This window comes from Pseudomonas sp. NPDC047961 (assembly GCF_050272435.1).
GTDB lineage: Bacteria > Pseudomonadota > Gammaproteobacteria > Pseudomonadales > Pseudomonadaceae > Stutzerimonas.
In genome coordinates this window covers 600329-620971 of the sequence record NZ_JBNNMD010000002.1, presented here as the reverse complement: position 1 = coordinate 620971, position 20643 = coordinate 600329, and the positions used below count along the sequence as shown (strand labels likewise).

General features: G+C 59.9%; 17 protein-coding genes. 9 read left to right on the top strand and 8 right to left on the bottom strand.

What is annotated here, in order from left to right:
• Positions 1–64 precede the first annotated feature (64 nt).
• Positions 65–469 carry an NINE protein gene (locus ACQKIK_RS09100; protein WP_045423709.1) on the top strand — a complete coding sequence of 135 codons (405 nt, stop codon included), beginning with the start codon at positions 65–67 and terminating at the stop codon, positions 467–469.
• Positions 470–523: 54 nt separating this feature from the next.
• On the opposite strand, the gene ACQKIK_RS09095 is transcribed toward ACQKIK_RS09100, so the two are convergent.
• From ACQKIK_RS09095 to gshB, 7 genes are all read right to left on the bottom strand, one after another.
• Complete coding sequence (locus ACQKIK_RS09095; protein WP_499135666.1) at positions 524–1795, bottom strand: dihydroorotase; 1272 nt, start codon at positions 1793–1795, stop codon at positions 524–526.
• Positions 1795–2811 (bottom strand): aspartate carbamoyltransferase catalytic subunit, encoded by a 1017-nt coding sequence (locus ACQKIK_RS09090; RefSeq protein ID WP_046161612.1) that lies wholly within the window; start codon positions 2809–2811, stop codon positions 1795–1797. The genes ACQKIK_RS09095 and ACQKIK_RS09090 overlap by 1 nt, the downstream gene beginning before the upstream one ends.
• 10 nt (positions 2812–2821) lie before the next feature.
• Entirely contained in the window at positions 2822–3334 is a 513-nt protein-coding gene (pyrR, locus tag ACQKIK_RS09085) for a bifunctional pyr operon transcriptional regulator/uracil phosphoribosyltransferase PyrR (RefSeq protein ID WP_499135665.1), read from the bottom strand.
• 19 nt (positions 3335–3353) lie between these two features.
• On the bottom strand, positions 3354–3782 hold the full coding sequence (ruvX, locus tag ACQKIK_RS09080) for a Holliday junction resolvase RuvX (RefSeq protein WP_499135664.1): 429 nt from the start codon (positions 3780–3782) through the stop codon (positions 3354–3356).
• Positions 3779–4348, bottom strand: a complete 570-nt coding sequence (locus ACQKIK_RS09075) for a YqgE/AlgH family protein (RefSeq protein ID WP_499135663.1) — start codon at positions 4346–4348, stop codon at positions 3779–3781. The genes ruvX and ACQKIK_RS09075 overlap by 4 nt, the downstream gene beginning before the upstream one ends.
• 81 nt (positions 4349–4429) lie before the next feature.
• Positions 4430–5326, bottom strand: coding sequence for an energy transducer TonB (locus ACQKIK_RS09070; protein ID WP_241529444.1), 897 nt, complete (start codon positions 5324–5326; stop codon positions 4430–4432).
• A 159-nt stretch (positions 5327–5485) separates the two neighbouring features.
• Positions 5486–6445 (bottom strand): glutathione synthase, encoded by a 960-nt coding sequence (gene gshB / locus ACQKIK_RS09065; protein ID WP_045423722.1) that lies wholly within the window; start codon positions 6443–6445, stop codon positions 5486–5488.
• Between the two features lie 234 nt (positions 6446–6679).
• Between gshB and pilG the strand changes: the two genes are divergently transcribed.
• From pilG to ACQKIK_RS09025, 8 genes are all read left to right on the top strand, one after another.
• Positions 6680–7087 (top strand): twitching motility response regulator PilG, encoded by a 408-nt coding sequence (pilG, locus tag ACQKIK_RS09060; protein ID WP_045423724.1) that lies wholly within the window; start codon positions 6680–6682, stop codon positions 7085–7087.
• A 44-nt stretch (positions 7088–7131) separates the two neighbouring features.
• A complete protein-coding gene (gene pilH, locus ACQKIK_RS09055; RefSeq protein ID WP_045163991.1) occupies positions 7132–7497 on the top strand; it encodes a twitching motility response regulator PilH in 366 nt (121 codons plus the stop codon).
• Between the two features lie 38 nt (positions 7498–7535).
• On the top strand, positions 7536–8072 hold the full coding sequence (locus ACQKIK_RS09050; protein ID WP_045423728.1) for a chemotaxis protein CheW: 537 nt from the start codon (positions 7536–7538) through the stop codon (positions 8070–8072).
• Positions 8073–8151: 79 nt separating this feature from the next.
• On the top strand, positions 8152–10200 hold the full coding sequence (locus tag ACQKIK_RS09045) for a methyl-accepting chemotaxis protein (protein WP_045423730.1): 2049 nt from the start codon (positions 8152–8154) through the stop codon (positions 10198–10200).
• 61 nt (positions 10201–10261) lie between these two features.
• Positions 10262–11128, top strand: coding sequence for a CheR family methyltransferase (locus ACQKIK_RS09040; protein ID WP_499135897.1), 867 nt, complete (start codon positions 10262–10264; stop codon positions 11126–11128).
• Positions 11129–11139: 11 nt separating this feature from the next.
• A complete protein-coding gene (locus tag ACQKIK_RS09035; protein WP_499135896.1) occupies positions 11140–18336 on the top strand; it encodes a hybrid sensor histidine kinase/response regulator in 7197 nt (2398 codons plus the stop codon).
• Positions 18329–19384 (top strand): chemotaxis protein CheB, encoded by a 1056-nt coding sequence (locus ACQKIK_RS09030; RefSeq protein ID WP_499135661.1) that lies wholly within the window; start codon positions 18329–18331, stop codon positions 19382–19384. The genes ACQKIK_RS09035 and ACQKIK_RS09030 overlap by 8 nt, the downstream gene beginning before the upstream one ends.
• The gene (locus ACQKIK_RS09025) at positions 19381–19851 is read left to right on the top strand and encodes a chemotaxis protein CheW (protein WP_499135660.1); all 471 of its coding nucleotides are present in this window, start codon (positions 19381–19383) and stop codon (positions 19849–19851) included. The genes ACQKIK_RS09030 and ACQKIK_RS09025 overlap by 4 nt, the downstream gene beginning before the upstream one ends.
• A gap of 57 nt (positions 19852–19908) precedes the next feature.
• On the opposite strand, the gene ACQKIK_RS09020 is transcribed toward ACQKIK_RS09025, so the two are convergent.
• Positions 19909–20637 carry a 16S rRNA (uracil(1498)-N(3))-methyltransferase gene (locus ACQKIK_RS09020; RefSeq protein WP_499135659.1) on the bottom strand — a complete coding sequence of 243 codons (729 nt, stop codon included), beginning with the start codon at positions 20635–20637 and terminating at the stop codon, positions 19909–19911.
• Positions 20638–20643 lie beyond the last annotated feature (6 nt).

Here is a 20643-nt window from a genome sequence, read left to right as displayed (position 1 = left end):
GCGCTGCAATCGAGCGGTAATCAGATAAGCTCAAGAAATTCCACTATCGGACAGCGAGGCTCAGATGCGTCAAAACACCCATAGCACCCTGATTGGCTATCTCCTGTGGATTTTCGGCTTTCTAGGATCGCACCGCTTCTACTACGGCAAGCCGATCACCGGCACCATCTGGTTCTTCACGCTCGGGTTGTTTTTCGTCGGTTGGATCATCGACCTGTTTCTGATCCCGTCGATGGACCGTGAAGCCGACCTGCGCTTCCAGCCTGGCCCGATCGACTACACCGTCGCCTGGATTCTGCTGACATTCCTGGGTGTATTCGGCGTGCACCGGATGTACCAGGGCAAGTGGATTACCGGGCTGATCTATCTTTGCACGGGTGGGCTGTTTTTCATCGGCATCCTTTATGACTTCTGGACGCTCAATAGCCAGGTGTCGATGCAGAATATGGAAAAACGCATTGATCGTTGATCGTGCGCTGACCGTTCGCAGCTCTGCTCGGCTGCGAACGGCTGAGTAAGCGATCTAGCCGAGGAAGGCGACTCGTCCGTCAACCAGGGTGTAGCGCACCGCCCCGGGCAGGCAATGCCCGATGAACGGGCAATTCCGGCCTTTCGAGTGCCAGCGCTCGCCGGCCAGGGTCGAACTGCTTGGGTCAAAGAGGACCAAATCCGCGGCTCCGCCAATCGACAGCCGGCCGGCTGGCAGCCTTAGCGCCGTGGCCGGGCCGCTGCTCAGGCGAGCCAGCAGGGTCGGTAGATCCAGCAGGCCATCTTCGACCAGTGTCAGTGCGAGAGGCAGGAGAATTTCGGCGCTGCTCATGCCCGCCTCGGTCTCGCCGAAAGGGGCTTGCTTGGCGTCGGCTTCATGCGGTTGATGGTGGCTCGAGATCACCGAGATGACGCCACTCTTGACCGCCTGGCGAAGGCCTTCACGGTCAGCGGCACTGCGCAGAGGCGGCTGTACATGGTAGAGACTGGAGAAGCCGTGCAGCGCTTCGTCGGTGAGGATCAGCTGATACATCGCCACATCAGCGGTGACTGGCAGGCCGCGAGCCTGCGCATCGGCAATCATCTGCGCGCCGCGGGCAGTGGTAAGTTGGCTGAAGTGCGCGCGCACACCGGCTTGCTCCACCAGCAGCAGGTTACGCGCCAAGGCAATGGTTTCTGCTGTTTCGGGAATTCCGGCCAGGCCGAGAAAGGCCGCCGCCGGGCCTTCGTGGGCCAGTCCACCCTCGGCCAGATCGCTGTCCTGTGAATGGATGACGACCGTGAGGTCAAATGTGGCTGCGTATTCCAGTGCTCGGCCCAGGTTGCGATTGCTGGTGAAGTTGGCCAGGCCGTTGCCGAAGGCGACGCAGCCCGCGTCTCGTAGCGCGACCAGTTCCGACAGCTGCTCGCCGGCCAGATTGCGTGTCAACGCTCCGACCGGAAAGACCTTGGCATGACCGGACTCGCGGGCGCGATCGAGGATCAGTTCAGCTACTGCAGCAGTGTCCAGTACTGGCTTGGTCTGCGGTGGGCAGCACAGGCTGGTGATGCCGCCGGCCGTTGCCGCGAGCGTTTCGCTGGCGATGCTGCCCTTGCGGCTGAAGCCAGGCTCACGAAGCGCTACCGATAGGTCGACCAGGCCAGGCGCTGCGACCAGGCCTCGTGCATCAATGGTCTGGGCGGCGTTCAAGCCTGCTGGGGCTTGGCCGAACGCAGCAATCTTGCCGTCCTGACAGTAAATATCAGTGACTTCGTCGCGCCCGCTGGCCGGGTCGATCAGGCGAGCACCGAGGATGTGGGTAGGCATCAATTCTGCTCCTCGGCTGCATATTCCTGTTCAAGTTGCCGTTGTGCGGTCTGTCCGCTCATCGCCATGGACAGCACCGCCATTCGAATCGCGATGCCATAGGTGACCTGATTGAGAATGACCGACTGGGCACCATCCGCCACTGCGGACTCGATCTCGACGCCACGGTTGATCGGGCCGGGATGCATGACGATGGCGTCCGGCTTCGCCAACCCCATACGCTGGGTCGTGAGTCCATAGAGCCGATAGAACTCGCCTTCGCTGGGCAGCAGCCCGCCCTGCATGCGTTCACGTTGCAGGCGCAGCATGATCACCACGTCGACGTCGCGCAGGCCTTCGTTCATGTCGTGGTAGACGCTCACGCCATACTGCTCCAGGCCGACGGGTAGCAGCGTCTTCGGGCCGATGACACGAATATCCGGGCAGCCCAGTGTTTTCAGCGCGAGCATATTGGAGCGGGCTACCCGCGAATGCAGAATGTCGCCGACGATGGCCACTGAGAGCTTTTCGAAGTCGCCCTTATGCCGGCGAATGGTGAGCATGTCGAGCATGCCCTGGGTCGGGTGCGCATGGCGCCCATCGCCGCCGTTTATGACCGCTACATCCGGGCAGACGTGTTCTGCAATGAAGTGCGCTGCGCCGGAATCCGCGTGACGGACGACGAACATGTCGGCGGCCATTGCCTCGAGGTTGCGCAGGGTATCGGTAAGTGTTTCGCCCTTACTGGTCGAAGAGGTCGAGACGTTCAGGGTGATCACGTCCGCCGACAGCCGCTTGGCCGCCAGCTCGAAGGTGGTGCGCGTTCGCGTCGAGTTTTCGAAGAATACGTTGCAAACGGTTTTTCCTCGCAACAGCGGGACTTTCTTCACTGCTCTGGCACCGACCTCGAGGAACGAGTCGGCGGTGTCGAGGATTTCGGTAAGTAGCGCGCGGGGTAGCCCATCCAGCGAGAGGAAATGGCGCAACTGACCATTATCGTTCAGCTGGAGTGGGCGCTTGGCGTCGGTTGGCGTCATCGCGAGGGTCTCAATTGGCGGAGGCGAGGGTCTGGAGCTCGAGCGTTAGCGGGGTTGGGCCAAGTAACTTCACCCGTTGGTCAGGAGCCAGTGAGAGTGTCGCGCCAACTACGTCTGGCCGGATTGGCAGCTCGCGGGCGTTGAGGTCGAGCAGGCATACCAGGCTGACGCTGGCGGGCCGACCATAATCGAACAGCTCGTTGAGCGCGGCGCGGATGGTGCGACCGCTCATCAGTACATCATCGACCAATACCAGATGTTGCCCTTCGATTTCGAAAGGTAGCTCCGAGGGGCGGACCTGGGGATGCAGACCGTTCTGGGTGAAATCGTCGCGGTAGAAGGAGACATCCAGAATCCCCAGCGCCTCGTTCTTGTTCCGCCGTTCAAGCAGCGCCTGGGCGACCCAGACGCCGCCGGTGCGGATGCCGATGAAGCGAGGTTCGCTGACGGCGCGGCTGTTCAGGTGTCGGTCCAGAGCGGAAGCCATTTCCGGGAGCAGCTTGTCGGGGTTGGGCAGGGTCATGATTTCTCCTGGGACCGCTTCAGGCGGTTTGCTGGGCACTCAGCCAGCCTTCGAGTAAAAGAGCGGCGGCCAGCGCATCGACAGGGCGTTCACGGTAACCGCCGCTCTGACCGCCACGCAGGCGTTCGCCTTTGGCTTCGTATGTCGTGAGGCGCTCGTCATGGGTATGCACTGGCAGGTTGAAGCGACCGTTGAGGCGGCGGGCAAACTTCTCAGCACGAGCGCTCATCTCACTGGCACTGCCGTCCATGTTTAAAGGCAGGCCGACCACTAGTGCATCCGGTTGCCACTCACGCAGCAGTACCTCGATTTGTGACCAGTCGGGTACGCCATTTTGCGCCTTGAGCACGCAGAGCTCGCGTGCCTGACCGGTGATCGCCTGTCCAACGGCGACGCCGATCTGCTTGGTGCCGTAGTCAAAGCCGAGCAGTAGACGCAGCGTGCTCATGCGTGGCCGACCTGGCTGCTGAGCAATCTAAGGTCGACCCCTAGCGATGCGGCAGCGGCAGTCAAACGCTGATCATAGGGCAGGTCGAAAAGAATCTTTGGCTGCGCCTGGCAGCTGAGCCAGACGTTTTCGGCCAGCTCCGCTTCCAGTTGGCCAGGTTCCCAACCCGCATAGCCGAGGGCAATCAGATGCTGCTTAGGGCCGTAGCCGTCGGCGATGGCGAAGAGTACGTCCTGGGACGTGGTCACTCCGATCGGACCCAGAGCGAGCGTTGCCTGAAACTGGGCGTCGGCCGGATGCAGCACGAAACCTCGATCGGTCTGAACCGGGCCGCCCGAAAAAATCGTCAGATGTTGGCTGCTGACATCGCCTGGCTGATCCGGGCGGAGTTGCTCAAGGATGTCCGCCAGGTTCAATCCGCTTGGGCGATTGACAATCAGCCCCATCGCGCCGTCCCGGTTGTGCTCCACCAGATAGATCAAGGTTTGGGCAAAATTGGGGTCCGCCATATGCGGCATGGCGATCAGAAAGTGATGCTTGAGGTAGCTGGGCGAGGTCGCGTTCATGGGGGCTAGCTTAAGCGTTACGGGCTGGGCCGTGAAGCAGCCGCGCTAGATACGTGCCCGACGCGGCGCGGCCTTCTCTTTTCAGCGGCTTGACAGACGGTCACCACGCTCGAACCGCCAGGTTCTGATGATCTCGACCTGATCGAAGTTCTGCGCCAGCTCACCGGAAAAAGGGGCAAAAGGTGCGGCAAGCCTGACTATGCGCATAGCGGCCTGGTCGAGCATCGGCTGGCCTGAAGATTCGAGTACTCGAAGCTCCTGAACCGCACCGTTTCGGTCAACGACCACCAGCATGCGCAGGCTGCCGTAGATACGTTGACGGCGCGCCTCGTCGGGGTAGTTCAGATTGCCGATGCGTTCGACTTTCTTGCGCCATTCGTCCCGGTACCAGGCGCTGATGTCGCGCATGGTGGCTGCGCTGTTCTGACGACTGACGCGAGGCCGCTTGGCGTATTGCTCGACCTGTTGGGCGAGTTCGGCTTCAAGGCTGGCGATTTCCGCGCTGAGCTGCGAACTGTCATAGACGGGAGCCGGCTGCGCCTGTGGCTGCGGCTTGTTCTTTTGTGGTTTTGCCGGTGTCTTGTCCGGCTGCGGTGCGCGGGTTGCTACAGCTGTCTTAGGCGCCTCGCTAGGGCTGCTAGGCGGTGGCGACGAAGCGGGCGAGACCTTGCGCACCTGAGTGTCCTGGAACGGCGCTTGCTCGGTCGTTTTCGGCGAGGCCTTATGCTCCAGCGTGCCGCTGCCTTGCTGATTGTCCTGAGCCAGGAAATCTGCTTCCTTTGGCTTGTCTTCACTTTTAAACGTGGACAAGGTGATTTCCAGCGATTTGCTGGTCTGCTTTGGTTCGGAGAGCGTGAACCCGAGCCCTAGAATGAGGGCACCATGAAGCGCGGCTGCGAGAAATATCGTAAAGCCGAGACGGTCTGCCGGACGGACACCGGTAGGGGTAAGAGAGGGTTGGCGTGTAGCGGCGTTCATCGCATTTCAGTCGGCTTGAAGTGCGCGCAGTCTGCCCAGCGTGACCGTAAAAGTCTATGAACCAGGCGGCAGCTTTGATGGGTCGGCGTGACGATGGGTCGCCCCAAACACAGGGGGCGTTCGGTGGAGAGGCGGTCGGCTAGGCCAACCGCCTTGTCACTAAACGTTGGGTCTGCTCAATTTTGCAGCGATAGCGTCCATCAGGCGCTCGCCGATGCGGGTATCGAACGCATTGTCGATCTCACGAATGCAGGTCGGGCTGGTAATGTTGATCTCGGTAAGGAAATCACCGATCACGTCCAGTCCGACGAAAAGCAGCCCGCGTTTGCGCAACTCTGGCCCGACAATCGCGGCGATCTCCTTATCGCGCTCAGAAAGTGGCTGGGCGACGCCGCGTCCGCCGGCAGCAAGATTGCCCCGTGTTTCGCCCGCTGCCGGAATGCGCGCTAGGCAATAGGGCACCGGCTCGCCGTCAATCATCAGGATGCGCTTGTCGCCCTCATTGATGGCCGGTATGTAACGCTGCGCCATAATCTGGCGACTACCATGCTCGGTCAGTACTTCGAGAATCACGGAAAGGTTCGGGTCGCCTTCGCGGTGGCGGAAAATCGATGCGCCACCCATTTCATCCAGCGGTTTGAGAATGATGTCACGCTGCTCGCGAGCAAACTCCCGCAGAATGTCGGACCGCCGACTGACAAGGGTTGGTGGGGTGCATTGCGGAAACTGGGTGGCAAAGAATTTCTCGTTGCAATCGCGCAAACTCTGCGGACTATTCACCACCAGCGTGCCGGCCTGCTCGGCAAGCTCCAGCAGGTAGGTGGCATAGACATACTCGCTATTAAAGGGCGGGTCCTTGCGCATCAGGATGACATTGAGATCGGCAAGAGCGCCGTCGACCTCTTCCCCTGTTTCGTACCAGCGTTGGGGGTCGTTGAAGACCTGGATCGGGCGCATGCGGGCCCGCGCCTCGCTGGCAAGCTGGTAAAGATCGCGCTGTTCCATGTAATAGATCGTCCAGCCGCGGTCCTGGGCTGCCAGCAGCATGGCCAGGGAGCTGTCTTTCTTGAATGCGATCTGCGCGATTGGGTCCATGATGATCCCGACGCGAACAGTCATGTGGTGGTCTCCAACGAGTGGCAGCAGGGGCTGCAGAGGCTTGAAATACCGACGCAGATTGGCCGTGGTTGTGCGCTGGGTCAAGGAAAATCCCGCTGCTCCGGCGGCAGATAGCTTGCATTTGAGGAGTGTGCTAAAAAGGTCCGGCGATTGGGTGCAGCCCATCGATGACAGGGCCTCCGGCGCACTGACATAACGATAAACTACGACTCACCGAGGCGATGGTAGGGCGAAATGGAACAGCACTCCGAGGGCTTGAAGGTCATGGTGATCGACGATTCGAAAACGATTCGTCGCACTGCCGAAACGCTACTGAAGAAAGTAGGTTGTGATGTGATCACGGCGGTGGATGGCTTCGATGCGCTTGCCAAGATCGCGGATAGTCACCCGCGCATCATCTTCGTCGATATCATGATGCCCAGGCTTGATGGTTATCAGACCTGCGCGCTGATCAAGAACAACAGTTCTTTCAAGTCCACGCCGGTGATCATGCTGTCCTCGAAGGATGGTTTGTTTGACAAGGCCAAGGGGCGGATCGTGGGGTCGGACCAGTACCTCACCAAACCGTTCAGCAAAGAAGAGTTGCTCGGTGCTATCAAGGCCCATGTGCCGGATTTTTCACCGGTTGAGCAAGTATCCTGAAGTCCGGCCCTGTGTGCCGCTGAAGCCTTTCCTACGGAGAAACCATGGCTCGCGTTCTGATTGTTGATGACTCGCCGACCGAGATGTACAAGCTGACAGCCATGCTGGAAAAGCATGGACACGTCGTGCTCAAGGCCGAAAACGGTGCCGATGGTGTAGCGCTTGCGCGCCAGGAGAAACCGGACGCGGTTTTGATGGATATCGTAATGCCCGGCCTGAACGGTTTTCAGGCAACTCGCCAACTGACCAAAGATGCTGAAACCAGTCACATTCCGGTGATCATTGTGACCACCAAGGATCAGGAAACCGATAAGGTCTGGGGCAAGCGTCAAGGTGCCAAGGATTACCTGACCAAGCCTGTGGACGAAGCGACACTGCTGAAGACCCTTAGCGCCGTACTTGCCGGTTAATCGACGATTTCGGGATTCGGACAAAGGAAGTTGCCAGCATGTCGGATACGCCTTCGCCTTTTCAGCGACTCTTGGAGATCGACAGCCGTTGTAGGGCTTTGGCTGCCGGATTGCCGTCGCAGCAAGAAGCTGTCCAGACATGGGCAGGTATAGGTTTCCGGATGGGTGGCCGACTGTTCGTTGCCCCGATGGGGGAGGTTGGCGAAATACTCCACGAGCCGCGCTATACCCTGCTCCCCGGAGTGAAAGCCTGGGTGAAAGGGGTTGCCAACGTCCGCGGCAGGCTTTTGCCTATCATGGATCTGTGCGGCTATCTAGGGCTGGAGTTGTCGCCGCTACGCAAGCAGCGGCGCGTGCTGGTGGTGGACCATCAGGAAGTGTTTGCGGGATTGACGGTCGATGAAGTGTTCGGCATGCAGCATTTTCCGGTAGATGCTTTTTCCGAACAGCTGCCTCCTGTTGAGGCATCGATTCAACCATTCATTCATGGTGTTTTTCAGCGTGAGCAGCCCTGGCTGGTCTTCAGTCCGCACGCGCTTGCCGCGCACCAGAAATTCCTGGACGTGGCGTATTGATTTAGGTGGGGTCGGCTGATGCCGGCCTTTTGGTTCTTGGAAGGAAACGTACGGGTGGTCCAGGCGGGGGCCGGAAAAAATGAAAAAAATGAACGCGAATGCATTGTTGGCAGGTGTACGTAGCAATACGTTGATTGCTGGCCTGTTTATCCTCCTGATCGTGTCGATGGTGCTGCTGTTCGTGAACTTCGCGTACATCAATACACAGGCCGACTACGATAACGAATATGTTGGACACGCAGGTGAGCTGCGAGTTCTCTCCCAGCGTATTGCAAAGAACGCGGTTGAGGCGGCCACTGGTACTGCCGAAGCATTCGACTCGCTGAAAGATGCTCGCAATGACTTCAGCGAGCGTTGGAGCTATCTCTCCGTCGGTGATGAGCGCATTGGGCTGCCAGCGGTGCCGGAGTCGCTTCAGTCTGAGGTGGCGGCAGTGCAGCAGGATTGGGATACGCTGCGGCAAAACACTGACGCGATCCTTGCCAGCGAACAAACCGTACTGTCCTTGCACCAGGTTGCTGCGACCCTGGCCGAAACCATCCCCCAGCTTCAGGTCGAGTATGAGGAGGTCGTGGACATCCTGCTCGAAAGTGGTGCCCCTGCCGCTCAGGTTTCCGTAGCGCAGCGTCAATCGCTGCTCGCGGAACGTATTCTGGGCTCGGTCAACAAGGTACTTTCCGGCGACCAGGACTCAGTGCAGGCTGCAGACATGTTTGGTCGTGACGCCAGCCTGTTCGGTCGCGTCCTCAGCGCCATGCTCGAAGGCAACGAAGCCATGGGGATCACCCGGGTAAGCGACGTCGAAGCATTGGATCGGCTGGCGGCAATCTCTGAGCTGTTCCAGTTCGTGTCCGGATCAGTGGATGAAATCCTGGAAACTTCACCGGAACTGTTCCAGGTGCGTGAGTCATCGAACAGTATTTTCGAAGTCTCGCAGACCCTGCTCGATAAAACGTCCGAACTGACCCAAGGGCTTCAAAGTCGCGCCGAAGCCCGTTACGTCAATACACTGGCTGGCTATGTCCTTGGTGCATTGGCGCTGGCTTCAATTCTGTTGATCGGCTTGGTCATGGTCCAGGTTACACGTCGTCGGTTGAGCGAAACCGCGGAAAAGAACGAGCGTAACCAGACAGCGATTTTGCGTCTGCTCGACGAAATCGGCGATCTGGCTGACGGTGACCTGACGGTAGCTGCCACGGTTACCGAAGACTTCACCGGCGCCATCGCCGACTCGATCAACTATTCCATTGACCAGTTGCGAGACCTGGTTGAAACGATCAACCAGACCGCCGTACAGGTCTCTGGTGCGGCCCAGGAAACCCAGGCGACCGCGATGCATCTGGCCGAGGCATCCGAGCATCAGGCTCAGGAAATTGCCGGTGCATCGGCGGCGATCAACGAAATGGCGGTTTCGATTGACCAGGTATCGGCCAACGCCGCCGAATCCTCGGCGGTAGCTGAGCGCTCGGTAGCGATCGCAAACAAGGGCAACGAGGTGGTGCATAACACCATCACCGGCATGGATAACATTCGGGAGCAGATTCAGGACACCTCCAAGCGAATCAAGCGTCTCGGCGAGTCCTCGCAGGAGATCGGGGATATCGTTAGTTTGATTAACGACATCGCCGACCAGACCAACATCCTTGCGTTGAACGCTGCGATTCAGGCCTCCATGGCAGGTGATGCCGGTCGAGGCTTCGCGGTAGTTGCGGACGAAGTACAACGCCTTGCGGAGCGATCCTCTGCTGCAACAAAGCAGATCGAAGCCCTGGTGAAAACGATTCAGACCGACACGAACGAAGCGGTTATCTCGATGGAGCAGACTACTTCGGAAGTGGTTCGAGGTGCCCGTCTGGCCCAGGACGCCGGGGTTGCTCTGGAGGAAATCGAAAAGGTATCCAAGAGCCTCGCGGCGCTTATCCAGAACATTTCCAACGCGGCCCGCCAGCAGGCGTCGTCGGCTGGTCATATTTCCAACACCATGAACGTCATTCAGGAAATTACCTCGCAAACCTCCTCGGGCACCACCGCTACTGCGAGGAGCATTGGTAACCTCGCCAAGATGGCCAATGAAATGCGGCATTCGGTATCCGGCTTTACCCTGCCGGAAGCGCAGGATCAGGCCTGAATTGGAGAACGCGGCGGCCTGAAATGGCTCGCTGTGGAAGTTCATGGATAAGGGGCAGGGCATGCAGCCAGGTGTTGATTGGTCACTGAGACCCTTGGCTGATATGTCGGCGGCGGAATTCAATGACTGGCAGGCCCTGCTCGAAGAGCGCTCCGGTATGGTCGTGACCGAGCAGCGTCGGGCCTTTCTTCAGACCAATCTGAGCAGCCGAATGCGCGAGGTCGGGGCGCAGGACTACGCGAGTTATTTCCGTCAGGTCACTGACGGCCCCCGCGGGGCTGTGGAATGGTCCACCCTCATGGACCGTCTGACGGTACAGGAGACTCGCTTTTTCCGTCACCTGCCGTCGTTTGCAGTGCTTTCCGATTACATAAAGGGGCGTGTCGAGTCGCGAAGCGCTGCTCAGCCCTGGTCGCTGTGGAGCGTTGGTTGCGCAAGCGGCGAGGAAACATACTCGTTGGCGATTTGTACCGCAGAGGCGCTCAAGTGCGCCGGCGGCGAAACACAGTTTGGTGTGATAGGAACCGATATCAGTCTCAGCGCGTTAAGCCGTTCGCGCGAGGGCCTGTACGGTCTTCGTCGGCTCGAGCAGCTGGACCCCGACCTACGCGAGCGGTATTTCCAACCACTGGCGGGTGATCGTTTCCAAGTAGTGCCTAGCCTGGCAGCAAGGGTGTGCTTTGCCCGACTTAACGTGCTGGAGCTGGCCGGTGCGCCAATGTCCGATGTGGACGTCATTTTTTGTCAGAACCTGTTGATTTACTTCCGCCGCTGGCGCCGCCGCGAAATCCTCAATCGTCTTGTCGAGCGCCTGGCGCCGGGAGGATTGCTGGTTATTGGTGCGGGCGAGGTTGTCGGTTGGCAGCACCCGGAGCTGGTTCCGGTGGCTGATAGTCAGGTTTTGGCCTTTACCCGGAAATGTTTATGAGCGGAGTCGCTATGGGTGATCGGCACGATTATGTCGCCCTGGAGTGGGTGAAAGGCGAAATTGCCGAAACGCTGAAGCAGGCACGGCAGGCCTTGGAAGCGTTCGTCGAAAACCCGCAAGACTCGACGCGGATGCGCTTCTGTCTGACCTACGTGCATCAGGTGCTTGGCACTTTGCAGATGGTTGAGTTTTATGGCGCTGCACTGCTTGCCGAGGAAATGGAGCAGCTTGCCCGTGCGCTGTTGGATGAAAGCGTCGCCAGCCAGACCGAAGCGCTTGAAGTGCTCATGCAGGCGATTCTGCAGATGCCGGTTTATCTGGATCGTATCCAGAGTGCTCGGCGCGATCTACCCATGGTCGTGCTGCCGCTGCTTAACGATCTTCGGGCGGCGCGTGGCGAGAAGCTGTTATCGGAAACCAGCCTGTTTTCGCCAAACATGTCCGCGCGGGCGCCGGCCCTGTCGGGCGAGTTTTTGGCGCAACGACAGACCGAGGATCTGCCAAGTTTGCTGCGAAAACTACGGCAGATGTTGCAGGTCGCGTTGGTAGGGGTCATTCGCAACCAGGATCTACCTACCAACCTAAGCTATATGGCGCGAGTCTTCGCGCGTCTGGAAATGCTCTGTAAGGATGCGCCGTTGGGCGCGCTGTGGCAGATCGCATCCGGCGTGGTTGAGGGGCTCGCCAGTGGCGCTGTCGTTAATGGCACCACGGTTCGGAACCTGTTACGACAGGTAGACAAAGAGCTGAAGCGTCTGGTCGTTCAGGGCGCAGAGGGCATCAACCAGGCCGCTCCGGACGAGCTGACCAAGAATCTGCTGTTCTACATCGCCAAGGCGCCGGCTCAGTCGCCCCGCATCCAGGCCTTGAAAGCTGAGTACAGTCTGGATGACGCGTTGCCCGACAGCACGCTAGTCGACGAAGAGCGGGCTCAGCTGGCCGGACCGGACCGCGGCGCTATGCGGTCGGTTGTGGCCGCGCTGTGTGAGGAGCTGGTTCGGGTCAAGGACAGCCTGGACCTCTTTGTACGCAGCGACCGTCTGGGACTCACTGAGCTTGGCGCGCTGCAGCCGCCGCTCAAGCAGATTGCCGATACGCTAGCCGTGCTCGGTTTCGGTCAACCACGTAAGATCATTTTAGAGCAGATCAGCCTGGTCGAAGCCTTGGCCAATGGGCAGCAGCAGCCTGACGACGCCGCTTTGATGGATGTCGCAGGCGCCCTGCTGTACGTCGAGGCGACGCTCGCTGGCATGGTTGGGGGCACCGCAGCCGAGCATCGAGGCGAGGAGAGTCACCTCCCAACCACGGACGTCGGCCAGATCCATCGCCTGGTTATCCGAGAGGCGCGTACGGGCCTGGAACAGGCGAAAGACGCGATTATCGAGTTCATAGCCTCCCAATGGAATCATCAACATCTGGCACGCGTTCCGGAGTTGCTAACCCAATCCCGTGGCGGGCTCGCAATGGTTCCCCTTGCCCGCGCTGCCGCCTTGCTGGATGCCTGTAACCGCTACATTCAGGAGCAATTGCTCGCGAAGCAGGCGATCCCGGATTGGCAAAGTCTGGATACGCTGGCTGATGCAATAACCAGCGTCGAGTACTACCTCGAGCGTCTCAGCGAAGACTGCGGCTCGCAGGGCGACCTAATTCTGGATGTCGCTGAAGAGAGTCTGCAGGCGTTGGGCTATCCACTCAGTGAGCAGCCTTCTAGCGCGTTGGGAGAAGCCAGCCCTGAGGTGAGCGTCGAGCCGTCAGATCCGCTCGATGACATCGAAGTGCTGCCTTCCGAGCCCGCGGAGGCCCCCGAGCCGGCTGCCGAAATGCAAGACCAGGCCTCGATACGATCAGATTTTACACCTTCTGAGCAGTATCCGAGCGTTGATACGGAGCTGGCCAACCAAGGAGCACTGGGCGTCGACGATGTGGCGGAACCCGAGTCGTTCGACTGGCCAGGCGAAACTCTCGAACTAACCGAGTTGGAATCTTTGCAGGCAGACGCTGCCGCGGCGGACGATGCGTCGCACGCTGCCGAAGGACAGCCTGCCGATGATTCGCCGGGCTACGAGCTGGAGTGGAGCGAAGCCGAAATGGCTGCGCTCGATATGCCTGAAGTCGTGCTGCCCGGCCCCATGGTTCATTCGGCTTCTGACGAGCCGGCTCTGACCATGGAGGACGTCATGGCTACGCCTGTCGTCTCGGTCAATCCCCCTGCTCGGGATGTTCCGCCGAGCCTTCTGCCTCCGCCTGAAGATGAGGAGGCAGTCGATGATGACTTGCTCGAAGTGTTCATCGAGGAAGCCGCTGAGGTTCTCGAAACCATCACCGAATACCTGCCGCGTTGGTGTGAAGATCCCTCTGACAAGGAGGCCCTCGGCGAGGTGCGGCGCGCCTTCCATACACTCAAGGGCAGCGGGCGCATGGTCCGTGCGTTGATCATTGGCGAACTCGCCTGGTCTGTAGAAAACCTGCTCAATCGGGTCCTTGATCGCAGCATTGACGTAGGCGAGCCGGTCAAGCAACTGGTACGTGACGTAGTGGCTCTGATGCCAACCCTGGTCGAAGAGTTTGCAGCGAAGGCACAACGCCAGCGCGACGATGTCGATCGGTTGGCTGCCAACGCTCACGCCTTGGCCAAAGGGGAGTCACCTGAACCTGACCCTCAGGGCGGAGTCGCGATTGACCAGCCGGCCCAGGAAGAGGTGATTGATGAAGTGCTGGATCCGCAGTTGCTGGAGATATTCCGCAACGAGGCAGAAGCGCATCTTGCAACGCTCGTCGACTTTCTCGCCGATTGCGCGCAACGCCTGCCGCAACCAGTTACCGACCCTTTACAGCGTGCGCTACATACCCTCAAGGGGAGCGCGCACATGGCCGGAATCCTTCCGATGGCAGAGATCGCCACACCATTGGAAAGAATGGTCAAGGAATTCAAGGCCAACCTGATACAGATGGATCTGGCTGAGGCCGAACTGTTACATACCGCAGAGCAGCTGCTCAGGCGAGGGCTGGACAATCTTGAGCGTGAGCCACTGGCAACGATCGAGGGAGCAGAAGATTTCATAGCCAGCGTGCATGCGTTGCATCAGGCACGGCTGGCGGACGCTGGCGAGCGTGGTGATACAGAACAGGGTGAGCCACGCGATCCAGGCATGATTTCGATGTTTCTCTCCGAGGGCATGAACATCCTGCTCGACGCCGAAGCGCTTTTGCAGAGCTGGCGCGAGCATCCTGCCGAGCGGCAGGAGCTAACGGCGTTGTTGGAAGAGTTGACGACGCTTGGTCTCGGCGCTCAGATGGCCGAGCTTCCGCAAATCGACACGCTGTGTCAGGTGTTACTCGACCTGTATGCGGTTGTGCAGGAAGGTCGTCTCGCAGTCAGCGCACGGTTCTTCGATGACGTTGAACAGGCTCACGAGGCGCTGGTTGGCATGATGGATCAGGTGGCGGCCGGTCTGCAGGTGACCGGACAGCCGGAGCTGGTGGACCGGCTTGAACAGTTGCTGGCCGAAGCGATTGATCCGCTCACCTTTGAGCAGCCGGGCGAAGAAAGCGCCATGGCGCCGTCTGCTACGTTTGACTCAGTGGACGGTGCTACACAGCCTCAAGCCGAAGCCGAAGCCGAAGCCGAAGCCGAAGCCGAAGCCGAAGCCGAAGCCGAAGCCGAAGCCTGGCTCGCCGAGCCTTCGTTGGGCCAGGACGAGCTAGACGAGGAAATGGTCGAGATCTTTCTTGACGAAGCGGTCGATCTGCTGGAGAGCGCTGGCGGTGCGCTGGAACGCTGGCTGGGAGACCCAGCCAATCAGTTGGCGTTATCGGCCTTGCTGCGTGACCTGCATACCCTCAAAGGCGGCGCGCGAATGGCTGAAATTCGGCCGATCGGTGATCTCGCGCACGAGCTCGAAACCCTCTATGAAGGGCTTTCAGACGGTCGCTACGTGCATACGGATGATCTTGCCACGCTGCTCCTACGCAGCCACGATCAGCTGGCTATTCAACTTGAGCAGCTCCAGGCGCACAAGCCAATGGACCCCGCTGCGCGGCTAATCGAGCATATTCGCGCTTATCGGCAAGGGATCGCGCCGAGCTTCGATCCGGCTGTTTCGGCCGACGACGAAATGCAAATGGTCGACGAGGACCCGCAGAGGGCTGAGTCCGCTGCTGATGACTCAGAGCAACTGGAAGCTGCGCAGGGGCCCGATGATTCCATGCTCGGGCTTGATACGGACACCGATGAACCTGAGGTCGAACGTGCATCGGGCGACGCCATCCCCTTTGAAGCGTTGGTCCAGCCAGTGGAGCAGGTCGTCGTAGAGCTGCCTGAAGAGCCGGAACCGGCCGAATCGCCGGAGCCGACTTCGGCGACCGAGTCAGGCAAGGCAGGAGCAGGTAGCTGGGAAAACCGCGATCCAGAGCTGGTAGAGATCTTTCTAGAGGAAGGCTTTGACATCATCGAGCGCGCCGGAGCATCGCTTCAACGCTGGATCGATGATGTTGACAATAGTTTTGAGATCGAAGCGTTACAACGGGATCTGCACACCCTAAAAGGCGGTGCGCGGATGGCGGACATACGCGAGATCGGTGATCTGGCCCACGAATTGGAGTACCTCTACGAGGGGCTGTGCGCCGGTCATTACCGCGCCAGTCCAACCTTGTTCGCCCTCTTGCAAACATGCCATGACCGGCTCGCGGCGATGCTCGATGCCGTGCGCGCTTTCCGTGAGCTGCCGGACGGACAAGACCTGATCGCAACCATTCAGCGTTTTCGGGCGAACCCTGAAGAGCAATTGAGCATGCCCAGCAGCGTTGCGTTGAAGGCAGCGCAGGATGCCGCCCAAGACGCTGCCGAAGCCGAGATTCTCGATATTTTCGTCGAAGAAGCGGACGAGCTGCTGGAGGAAATGGAGTCCGCTCTCGGGCGCTGGGAAGCCACAGGTGATAGCGTCGCGCCTCTGGCCGACATGATGCGGGTGCTCCATACCCTGAAAGGCGGTGCGCGGCTGGCGGCTCAAGTTCGGCTGGGCGACATGGCGCATGACCTGGAGCAACGTCTGAGCGAGGCGCAACTGCAAGGCGGTCCATGGACTGACAGCCTGTTTCTGGACGTGCAGGGCAGCTATGACGCATTGCTCAAAGAGGTCGAGTCGATGCGCTCGCGGCTGATAACTGAGCCCGATCTGGAGACAGACTCACAGCCGCAGGAAATTACGCAGGCGGAGCACACAAGCTCGTCCGTCATCGTGCTCGAAACGCCTATTGTGGCCGCCAGTGCTCAGGCTCCGATCAGCACCTCGCCGGCTAAGGTTCTGCCATTCATCCGCCGCGCCGAACAGGCTGCACTGGATGCTGCTTCACGCCGCGCACCGCAGGAACTGGTCAAGGTGCCTGCGGACCTTTTGGAGGGATTGGTCAACCTGGCGGGCGAAACATCAATTTTCCGCGGTCGGGTTGAGCAGCAGGTCAGCGACGTTGGCTTCACCTTGGGAGAGATGGAAGCCACTATCGAGCGGGTTCGCGACCAGTTGCGACGGTTGGACACCGAAACCCAGGCGCAGATTCTTAGCCGCTATCAGGCTGAAGCCGAGCGTGCAGGCTACGACGACTTCGATCCGCTGGAAATGGACCGGCATTCGCAGTTGCAGCAGCTGTCACGCGCACTGTTCGAGTCGGCATCGGACCTGCTGGATCTAAAGGAAACCCTGGCCGCGCGTAATCGCGACGCGGAAACCTTGCTGCTGCAGCAGGCGCGGGTCAACACGGAGCTGCAGGAAGGCCTCATGCGCACCCGCATGGTTCCCTTCGATCGGCTGGTGCCTCGTTTGCGCCGGATTGTTCGTCAGGTGGCTGGCGAGCTAGGCAAGCAGGTCGAGTTCCAGGTGGGCAATGCGACAGGTGAGATGGACCGCAGCGTACTCGAGCGCATCGTTGCGCCATTGGAGCATATGCTGCGCAACGCGGTTGACCACGGTATTGAGGTCGGCGCCAAGCGTGTCGCAGCAGGTAAGCCCGAGCAGGGCAACATTCGCCTGGACCTGAGCCGTGAAGGCGGGGATATCGTGCTGGCCTTGAGCGATGACGGTGCAGGCATCAACCTTGAAGCCGTTCGCCGCAAGGCGATCGAGCGCGGCTTGATGCAGCCCGGCATCGAGCTGTCGGACCATGACGTGCTGCAGTTCATTCTCGAGGCCGGTTTCTCGACCGCCGAGCAAGTGACGCAGATATCCGGGCGTGGTGTCGGCATGGATGTGGTGCATTCCGAGGTCAAGCAGCTCGGGGGCTCTATGAGTATCGAGTCTACGCTTGGCAAAGGGACACGCTTCCTGATCCGCCTGCCATTCACTGTGTCGGTCAATCGGGCTCTGATGGTGTATTCCGGCGAGGACCTTTATGCGATTCCGCTGAACACGATCGAAGGTATCGTGCGTGTGTCGCCTTACGAACTCGAAGCCTATTACCAGCCAGGTGCATCGCGCTTCGAGTATGCGGGACAGACCTATGAGTTGCGCTACTTAGGCGAGCTGCTGAACAACGGTCAGCGGCCAAAGCTGGTCGGGCAAAGCCTGCCGTTACCGGTGATCCTGGTGCGTTCGAATGACCACAGTGTGGCGGTACAGGTCGATAGTCTCGCCGGTTCGCGAGAAATTGTGGTGAAGGGCTTGGGGCCGCAATTTGCCACTGTGCCAGGTATTTCCGGTGCGACCATCCTCGGCGATGGCCGAGTAGTGGTGATCCTCGATCTGCTCGCGACCATCCGTGTTCTGCATGCGCATCTGCTCACCCAGCAGCAACCATTGCGCCTGCTTGGCGAAGACGAGCCGGCCGATATTGAAGTTGATCGGCCAACGCTGGTGATGGTCGTTGACGATTCGGTGACTGTGCGCAAGGTCACCAGCCGCCTCCTCGAGCGGAACGGAATGAACGTGCTGACGGCCAAGGATGGTGTCGACGCAATCACGCAGCTGCAGGAGCGCAAGCCGGACATCATCTTGCTGGATATCGAGATGCCGCGGATGGACGGTTTCGAAGTGGCCACGCTGGTGCGCCACGATGAGCATTTGAAGGATCTGCCCATCATCATGATTACCTCGCGAACCGGCGAAAAGCACAGGGATAGGGCCATGGCCATCGGTGTGAACGAGTACCTTGGAAAGCCTTATCAGGAGTCGCTGCTACTCGAGACAATCCAGAAATTGGTTCCGCGTCATGAGTGAAGTCAGCCCCGCCCGCATCGGAGTGATCGCAGACACTTCGTTGCAGCGCCATGTGTTGCAGCAGGCCTTGAGCGCCAATGGTTACAACGTCGTGCTCAACTGCGACCCGGCGCGGATTGAAGAATCAGACCTGGTGGCAGCGCAAGCCGACCTGTGGCTGGTCGATCTGGCGCAGACGGAAGATTCCCCGCTGGTCAATGCCTTGCTCGAGCGGGACAGCTGTCCGGTTTTGTTTGGCGAGGGGCACGCGCCAGAGCGCCACTCCGAACATTATCCGCGCTGGGAACGGCGCATGTTTGGCAAGCTGAAGCGGTTGGTTGGCGACCCTTCTCGAGTTGTGGGCCCACGTCTTGAGGTGTTGCGTGGGGAAGCGGAACGTGTCACCCGCCTGGCGTTGCCTGGCACGCTGCTGGCTGCGGCTGATTCGATCGCCGGGGAACCTGCCCGCGAAGTATGGCTACTGGCGGCATCGCTGGGCGGGCCAGAGGCGGTAAAGGCTTTTCTTGATGCGCTGCCGGTGGGGCTGCCGGTTGGCTTCGTCTACGCCCAGCATATCGAGGCAAGCTTCGAATCGGCCCTATCGCAAGCGGTGGGGCGACACAGTCAGTGGAGCGTTAATCAAAGTCGTGCAAACGACTCGATACGTTGCGGTGAGGTGGTCGTGGCGCCTATCAGCGAGGAGATGGGGTTCGGCAAGGATGGCGCCATGCTGCTCCATGGGCGAAGCTGGCCCGAGCCCTATAGTCCGTCCATCGATCAGATGATGCTTAATCTGGCTCAGCAGTTCGGTGATCGTTGCGGTGTTATCGCATTCAGCGGCATGGGCAGCGATGGCAATGCCGCAGCCGCCTATGTTTTACGTCAGGGCGGCAGGGTCTGGACCCAACGAGCCGACTCTTGCGTCTGCTCGAGCATGCCCGACAGTCTCCGCGAGGGTGGCTATAGCTCGCTCAGCGGTGACCCTCGCGAGCTGGCTCAGGCCTTGGTCAATCATTTTGCGCAACAGGCCAGCCAGCCCGTTGCGGCATTGCAACTGGATAACCTATGAGTCAAGCCGCTATTACTCAGGATGCCTCTGCCAGCCTAACCGGGCTTCTGGTCCCCTTAGCCGACCGAATGCTTCTAGTACCAAACGTCGCGTTAGCCGAGCTTATTCCTTATCGCGCTCCGCAGTCGGCGCAAGGCACCCCGCCCTGGTTCCTTGGGCAGGTGTCGTGGCGAGACCTGACATTGCCGCTGTTGTCCTTCGAGGCGGCATCGGGCGGTCAACCCAGCACCGGGGCCGGTTCGCGCGTAGCCGTGCTAAATGCCCTGGGTGGGCGTGATCATGTGAAGTTCATTGCTTTGCTGGTTCAGGGTATCCCGCGCTCGGTCAAGGTTGACCCAAATTTGGCACGCTCGGACGTCCCGTTGGGCCCCCTGGAGTTGGATGCGGTCAACCTGGGCGATGTCCAGGCGCGCATACCGGACCTTATCGCGCTGGAGCAGAAACTGGCGGACGCCGGCCTGATCTGAGTTGGGACATGCCGGTCGTGTCGGTCGGTCGTCAGGTCAACTGCCGTGTTTTTCCGCTCAGGCGTCCGGCTGGAAATCACCCCAGAGTTGCTGCGCGATGCTAAGTGCCACCACCGGGGCGGTTTCTGTGCGCAATACTCGTGGCCCGAGGCGGGCCGGTTGAAACCCTGCATTGCGCGCCAGTTCAATCTCGGCGTCATTCAAGCCGCCTTCAGGGCCAATGAGAAACGCTAATGTAGCAGGTGGCCGATGCGAGGATAGCGGTTCAGCTACCGGATGCAGGACCAGTTTCAGCTCCGCGTCCAGCCCCAGCCAATCCTGCAGTGGCATTGGTGGGTGAATGGTCGGGACGACCGAACGTCCACACTGTTCGCATGCGCTTATGGCGATCTGGCGCCAGTGTGCCAAGCGCTTATCGGCACGTTCGTCATTCAGCCGTACTTCACAGCGCTCGCTGACAATTGGCGTGATTTCCGCAGCGCCCAATTCGGTCGCTTTCTGAATGGCCCAATCCATACGCTCGCCGCGCGACAGCCCTTGGCCCAGGTGGATCTTCAGCTTTGATTCGGGCAAGCCAGGGCGCTGCTCATGCAGTCGGACCTTCACATGCTTCTTGCTCACCTCCACCAGTTCGCCGCAGAACTCCTGGCCGCTGCCGTCGAACAGCTGCACTCCAGCGCCGACCGGCAGTCGCAGAACCCGGCTGAGGTAATGCGCTGAAGCGTCCGGTAGCTCGCATGTACCAAGTGAGAGAGGCGTGTCGATGAAGAGTCGGGATATGCGCATCGGAAA